At 76.1% G+C, this 7,562-nt stretch carries 2 protein-coding genes; both read left to right on the top strand.

Going from position 1 to position 7,562, the window contains the following annotated elements; all coding sequences use genetic code 11:
• Nucleotides 1-328 (top strand): phosphopantetheine-binding protein (locus MKK54_RS06180; RefSeq protein ID WP_244009921.1); only part of this gene is annotated, 328 nt, incomplete at its 5' end.
• Nucleotides 325-7,562, top strand: a 7,238-nt coding sequence (locus MKK54_RS06175; RefSeq protein WP_244009920.1) for a non-ribosomal peptide synthetase, incomplete at its 3' end; no start/stop codon positions are given. The genes MKK54_RS06180 and MKK54_RS06175, both read left to right, overlap by 4 nt.

Below are 7,562 nucleotides of genomic sequence, written 5' to 3'. Positions count from 1 at the left end.
GCGGCCGGACGGATCACCGGACCAGCCGGATGCGCCCCTCACCCCCACCGAGGCCGCCCTCGCGGCGATCTGGAGCGAGGTCCTCGGCGTGCCCGACATCGCCCGAACCGACAACTTCTTCGAACGCGGCGGACATTCCCTCTCCCTGACGCGGATGGCCACGCGCCTGCGCCAGCAGCACGGCATCGACCTGCCCCTGCGGACCCTCTTCGAAGCGCCGACCCTCGGCGCCCTCGCGACCCTCGTCGATGGGCACGATTCCGGGCCGGCCGACGCAGAACTCGACACCATGAGCAGCCTGCTCGCCGCCCTGGAGCACGCCGAATGAACGCCATGACCGGATTGCGGGCCGATCAGGCGCAGGCCCTCGCCGAGCGCCTGGGCGCGCTGCCGCCCGAGAAGCGCGCACTCTTCCTGCGGCAACTGGCGGAGAAGGGCATCGATCCGGGCCGGCTGCCCATCGTGCGCGCGGCCCGCGGGCCGACCATGCCGGTCTCGGACGCCCAGCGGCGCCTGTGGTTCCTCTGGCGGCTGGAGCCGTCGAGCGCCGCCTATCACATCCTCGGCGCCCTGCGCCTCACCGGCCCCCTGGCGCAGGACGCCCTGGACGCCGCCCTGAACGGCGTGGTCGCGCGGCACGAGGCCCTGCGCACCACGTTCCCGGCCCATAACGACGAGCCGGTCCAGCGCATCCATGACGCGCGGCCCCTCACGCTGGCCCGTCACGATGTCGGCGCCCTGCCGGAACCGGCGCGGCGAGCGGCCCTGGACGCGATCGCGCAGACCGATGCGGAGACGCCCTTCGACCTTGCGGAAGGGCCGCTGTTGCGGGTGACCCTGGTGCGCGAGGCCGAGGACGCGCACGTCCTCCTCGTCACCCTGCACCACATCGTCGCCGATGGCTGGTCCATGGACCTGTTCATCGACGATTTCGCCGCCGGCTACGGGGCCGCCTTGTCGGACACCGCGCCGGAGCGCCCCGCCCCGGCCCTCCCCGCCCCGGCCCTGCAATTCGCCGACTACGCCGCCTGGGAGGGGCAGATGAGTGCGGCCGGCGCGGGCGTGCACGGCCTCGCCTTCTGGACCGACCTGCTCGGCACCGAGCATCCCGTCCTCGACCTGCCGGCGGACCGGGCGCGGCCCGAGGCGCCGGGGTTTCGCGGGGACGCCATCGAGATCGCCCTGCCTGCGGAGACCGGTGCCGCCGTCCACGCCCTCGCCCGGCGGTTCCGGGCGACGCCGTTCCACGTCCTGCTGGCGGCCTTCGCGATCCTGCTGCACCGCTTGAGCGGACAGGGCCGGATTCGGATCGGCGTGCCGGTGGCCAACCGGCCGCGCCTCGAAGTCGAGGGCGTCATCGGCTGCTTCGTCAACACCCAGGTCCTGCCGTTCGAATTCGACGGCGCTCTCCCGTTCCAGGCCTGGCTGGAGGCCGTGCGGGACAGAGCCGTGGAGGCCCAGGCGCATCAGGCGGTCCCCTTCGAGCGGATCGTCGACGCCCTGCGCCCGGAGCGGGCGGCGAGCCACAATCCCCTGTTCCAGGCGGTCTACCAGCACCTGCACGTCCGGCCGGACCGGACCGTCCGCCTCGGCGCGCTCCTGGCCGAACCGCTGGCCCGGCCCGGCCGCAGCGCGCAGTTCGATTTCGGGCTGACCTCCCTGGAAGACGCGCAGGGCGCCATCACCCTGCGCCTGTCCTACGCGTGCGACCTGTTCGACGAAGGCACGATCGCGCGCTGGCGCGACCATTTCCTCCTCCTGCTGGGCGACCTCGTCCACGCTCCGGAGGCCCCGATCCGGGACGCGCGCCTCATCGCGAGCGCCAAGCAGGCGATGCCTCGGCTTCCGGCCTGGAACCCGGCCGCCACAGACCGCATCCGGACCCTGGCCCTGGCGGCGCCCGGGCGGACGGCCCTGATCTTCGACGACCGGCCGGTGAGCCGCGGCGCCCTGGAGGCTCGGGCCAACGCCCTCGCCCACCGGCTGCGCCGGGCCGGCATCGGGCCCGACAGCGTCGTCGGCGTGCTGATGGGCCGCTCGCCCGACCTCATCGCCGGCTTCCTCGGCATCCTCAAGGCGGGCGGCGCCTACCTGCCCATCGGGACGACGCTCCCGCCCGACCGGATCGCCGCGATGCTGGCCGAGTGCGGCGCCCGCCTCGTCGTGACGGACGCGGATCATGCGGATCGGATCCCGCCGGGCCTGCCCGTTCTCCAGGTCGCCGAAGCGGCGGAGCGGCCCGGGGAGGCGGAGGCGCCGCCCGAGGTCGCCCTGCATCCCGACAACCTCGCCTACCTGATCCACACCTCCGGTTCGACGGGAACGCCCAAGGCCGTGGCGGTGGCGCACGGCCCGCTCGCCATGCATTGCGAGACCACGGCCGCGCTCTACGAGATGAGCGAGGCCTCGCGCGAATTCCACTTCATTGCGTTCAGCTTCGACGGCGCCCATGAGCGCTGGCTGACCGCCCTCACTTGCGGCGCGAGCCTCGTCCTGCGCGACGACGCCCTGTGGAGTGCCGAGCGGACCCTGGCGACGATCCGGCGCCATGGCGTCACCCATGCGGGGTTTCCGCCGAGCTACATCAACGAGCTGACCCGCTGGGTCGAGGCGCATGGCGAAGCGCCGCCCGTCGATCTCTACTCCTTCGGCGGCGAGGCAATGCCGCGGGAGCATTTCGAGCGCCTGCGCCGCGCCCTCAAGCCACGGCTGCTGATCAACGGCTACGGCCCGACCGAGACGGTGGTGACGCCCCTGGTGTGGAAGGTCACGGCCGAGACCGCCTGCGAGACCACCTACGCGCCCATCGGCCAGCCCGTCGGCGCGCGCACGGCCCACGTCCTCGATCGGGACCTGAACCCTGTACCCATCGGGGTCGCGGGGGAGCTGTATCTCGGCGGGCTCGGTCTGGCGCGGGGGTATCACGGGCGGGCCGGGCTCACGGCGGAGCGCTTCGTGCCCGACCCGTTCGGGCCGTCGGGCGGGCGGCTCTACCGCACCGGCGACCGGGTCCGGCGCCGGCCCGACGGGGCGCTGGTGTTCCTCGGGCGCCTCGACGATCAGATCAAGATCCGGGGGTTCCGGATCGAGCCCGGCGAGATCGCCGCCCGCCTGCGCGCCCACCCCAGCGTCGCCGACGCCGCGGTCGTCGCCGTCCCCGCGCCCGGCGGTCCCCGCCTCGTCGGCTACTGCGTCCCGCGCGATGTGCCCGTGGAGGCATGGGAGGAGGCGCGGGCGCAGGGCGGCGAGGCCGCCATCGAGGCCACGCTGCGGGCGCATCTGGCGGGCCAATTGCCCGACCACATGGTCCCGGCCCGCATCCTGCCCCTGCCGGCCCTGCCGGTCTCGCCCAACGGCAAGCTCGACCGCGCCGCCCTGCCCGTCCCGGACTGGACCGCGCGGCCGGACGGAGACGCCGCCGCGCCCGAGCCCCTCACCCCCACCGAGGCCGCCCTCGCGGCGATCTGGAGCGAGGTGCTCGGCGTGCCCGGCATTGCCCGAACCGACAACTTCTTCGAACGCGGCGGCGATTCCATCCTCGCCCTCCAGCTCGTCACCCGCGCCCGCCGCGCCGGCCTCCGCTTCACGCCCCGGCAGGTCTTCGCCCACCAGAGCCTCGCGGCGCTCGCCGCCCACGCCGCCCACGCCACCCGGCCGGGGGAGGAGGGCGGGACCGAACACGAGGCGGTGGAGGCCGCCGGGGCCGCGCCGGCCGGGCCGATCCCGCTCACGCCGATCCAGGGCTGGTTCCTCGCCGCCCCCGTGCCCCGGCGCCACCACTGGAACCAGGCCCTGGTCCTGCGGCCGCGCACGCCCCTCGATCCCGAGGTCCTCGCCCGCGCCCTCGCCGCCCTCGTGCGCCGCCACCCCGCCCTGCGCCTGCGCTTCCACCGGGACGCGGCCGGCGCCTGGCAGCAGACCTGCGCGCCCGTCGCGGACGCGGAGGCCGGCGCGCGCCCGTGGCGGCGCACCGTCGCCGACGCGGACGCCTTCGAGGCCGTGGCGGCCGAGGCCCAGGCCAGCCTCGATCTCGGCCACGGACCCCTCCTGCGCGCCGTCCTCGTCAGCCGCACCGACCGGGATCACGCCCAGCGCCTCGTCGTGGTGATCCACCACCTTGCCGTCGATGCCGTGTCGTGGCGCATCCTCCTCGACGACCTCGCCGCCGCCTGCGCCGCCCTGGAACGGGGGGCGGCGCCGGATCTGCCCGCCGCCACCGGCTTCCCGGCCTGGGCCAGGACCCTCGACGCCCTCGCCACCGACCCGGCCGGGGCCGCGACGCGCCGGCGCCAGGCCGAGGCCTGGATCGCCCGGCTCTCGCCCCCCGCCGCCACCCTGGCGCCCGCCCGGCCCGACGGCGCCGATGCCCGCGCCGAGCGCCGCTCCCTGCGCTGCGACCTCGACCCCGAGGCCACCGGGCTCCTCCTGCGCCGCGCCGCCCGGCCCTACCGCACCCGCCTCGACGAGGCCCTGCTCACCGCCCTCGCCCTGGCGCTCGCCCGCCACCTCGGCGCCCGCGCCGTGCGCGTCGCCCGCGAGGGCCATGGCCGCGACGCCGAGGAGCTGGCCGAAGCCTGGAGCGAGGGGCTGGCCCCGGCCGCGCTCGATCTCGGCCGCAGCGTCGGCTGGTTCACCAGCCTCGTGCCCCTGCGCCTCGCCCCCTTCGGCGACGAGCCGGAGACTTTGGCGGACGACCCGGATGGAGATGCCCCAGATAGGGATGGCCCGGATCGGGATGGCCGCGCCCTCGGCCGCGCCCTGTGCCGGATCAAGGAGCAGCTGCGCGCCCTGCCCCGGCCCAACCTCGGCCACGGCCTGCTGCTGCACGCCGCCGAGCCCGATCTGCGCCACGCCCTCGCCGCCATCCCCGAGCCCACCGTCACCCTGAACTACTTCGGGCAGGTCGAGGCCGGACACGCCCCCGACGGCCGCTTCGCCCTGGCCGACGAGGGCGCCGGCCCCGACCGCGCCCCCGAGGCGCCCCTCGGCACCGAACTCCTCCTCACCGCCCGGATCCGCGACGGCGCGCTCCAGCTCGACTGGAGCTTTGCCCGCACCCGCCACGACGCCGACACCGTCGCGGCCCTCGCCCGCGACTGCCGCGACACCCTCGCGGCCCTGGCCCGGCACTGCGCCGATCCGGCGACGCCGCCCCGCCTCACCCCCGCCGACCTCCCCGGCGCCGGGCTCGACCAAGCCCCCCTCGACCAGGCCGGCCTCGACGCGATCCTCGCGCGTGCCCCCCTCGATCCGGCCGAGGTCGCCGACCTCCATCCCCTCTCGCCCCTGCAGCAGGGCCTGCTGTTCCACGCCCTGCGCGAGCCCGATTCCCCGCTCTACCGCAACCAGCTGCGCCTCGACCTCGACAACCTCGACGCCCCCCGCTTCGCCGAGGCCTTCCGCCGGACCGTCGCCCGCCACGACAGCCTGCGCGCCGGCTTCCTCGCCGACACCCCCAGCGGCCACCCCCTGCAGATCGTCGCCGCCCGCATCCCCGATCCCGTCACGATCCGCCAGCTCCCGGACGGACCCGGTTCGGCCGACGCGCGCCTCGAGGCCCTGGCGGAGGCCGAGCACGCCCGCGGCTTCGACCTCGCCCGCCCGCCCCTCCTGCGCCTCGTCCTCGTGCGCCTGGACCCGGAGGCTGGAGTTGACCCCGGGGCCGCGACCGGCCGCCGCGCCCGGCACCACCTCGTCCTCACCCTGCACCACCTCATCCTCGACGGCTGGAGCACCGCCCGCCTCGTCGGCGAGGTGCTGGCCCGCTACGAGGGCCGCCCCCCGGCCCCGGTCCAGGGGCGGTTCGCCGATTACATCGCCTGGCTCGGCCGCCAGGACCCCGCCCGGGCCGAGGCGTTCTGGCGCGCGGCCACCGCGCCCCTCGACGAGCCGACCCTGCTGGCGGACACCCTCGCGGCCGGCCGCGACGGGCGGACCGGCCCCGGCGGGTCGGGCCACGCCGACGCCCGCCTGCGCCTCGATCCCGCCGCCACCGCCCGCCTGCGCGCCCGCGCCCGCAACGGTCGCCTCACCCTCAACACCCTGGTCCAGGCCGCCTGGACCCGGCTGCTGGCCGCCCGCACCGGCCGCCGCCGCGTCGCCTTCGGCGCCACCCTGGCCGGACGCCCCGACGCCCTGCCCGGCGCCGACACGCTCCTCGGCCTGTTCATCAACACCGTGCCGGTGGTCCAGGACCTCGACCCCGCGATGAGCCTCGCCGACTGGCTCGCCCGCCTCCAGGACGCCAACCTCGCCCTGCGCGAGCACGGCCACACCCCCCTGTTCGAGATCCAGCGCCTGGCCGGCCATGGCGGGCGGGCCCTGTTCGACAGCCTCGTGGTGTTCGAGAACTACCCCGTCGACGCCGCCGTCGCCGCCCTGCGGGCGCCCGGCGCCGTGCCCGGCGCGGTGCCCGATCCCGACGCCCTCGGCATCGGCCCGGCCGTCACCCGCGAGAGCACCCACTACCCCCTCGCCCTCGTGGTCCAGCTCCGCGCCGACGAACACGGCGAGCGCCTCGATCTGCGCCTCGACCACGACCGCGCCCGCGTCGCCACGTCCGAGGCCGAAGCCCTTCTCGCCACCCTGGCCGGCCTCCTTGACGCCCTTGCCAGCGCCGATCCGGCCACCCGCCTCGGCGCCCTGCCGCATCCCGAGGCGCCGGGGCCGGACGTGCTCGCCGGGTTCAACGCCACGGCGCGGGTCTTCGCGCCGGCCGCCACCGTGCTGGAGCGCATCGCCGCCCAGGTCCGGGCCGCGCCCGGGGCCATCGCCGTGGTCGATGACCGCGAACGCCTGACCCGCTCTGATCTCGACGCCCGCGCGGCCCGCCTCGCCCGCCGCCTCGCCCGCGCCGGGGCCGGCCCCGACACCCTCGTCGGCCTCGCCCTGGAGCGCTCCTGCGACCTTCTCGTCGCGACCCTCGCCATCCTCAAGGCCGGCGCCGCCTTCCTGCCCCTGGTCCCCGACCTGCCCCGCCCTCGCCTGGACGAGATGGTCCGCGACAGTGGCGTGCGCCTCCTCGTCACAACGACGGCCCTGGCCGCCGCCTGGCCCGGCCCGCACGACCACCCCGATCTCACCGTCCTCCTCGTCGACGCGGACACCTCCGACACGGATGCGGCGGACGAGGCCGCCTGGACGGACGCCCGGCCACATCCAAAAAACCTCGCCTACGTGATCTACACCTCGGGCTCGACGGGCCGGCCCAAGGGCTGCGCCAACACCCACGGCGCGCTCCTCAACCGCCTCGACTGGATGGCGCAGGCCTACGGCCTCGGCCCCCGCGACCGCATCCTCCAGAAGACCCCCATCGGCTTCGACGTCTCGGTCTGGGAGCTGCTGCTGCCCGCGCTCTGCGGCGCCACCCTGGTGATGGCGCCGCCCGGGGCGCACCGCGATCCGCCGGCTTTGCGCCGGGCCATCGTCGGGCACGGGGTGACCACCCTGCACTTCGTCCCCGCCATGCTGGCCGCCTTCGTGGCCTCGGGCGAACTCGAGGCCTGCGCGCCGCTCACCCGCATCCTGTGCAGCGGCGAGGCCCTGCCGGGCGACCTCGCGGC

The sequence above is a fragment of the Methylobacterium sp. J-068 genome (assembly GCF_022829445.1).
GTDB lineage: Bacteria > Pseudomonadota > Alphaproteobacteria > Rhizobiales > Beijerinckiaceae > Methylobacterium.
This window is presented reverse-complemented; position numbering and strand designations above follow the sequence as displayed.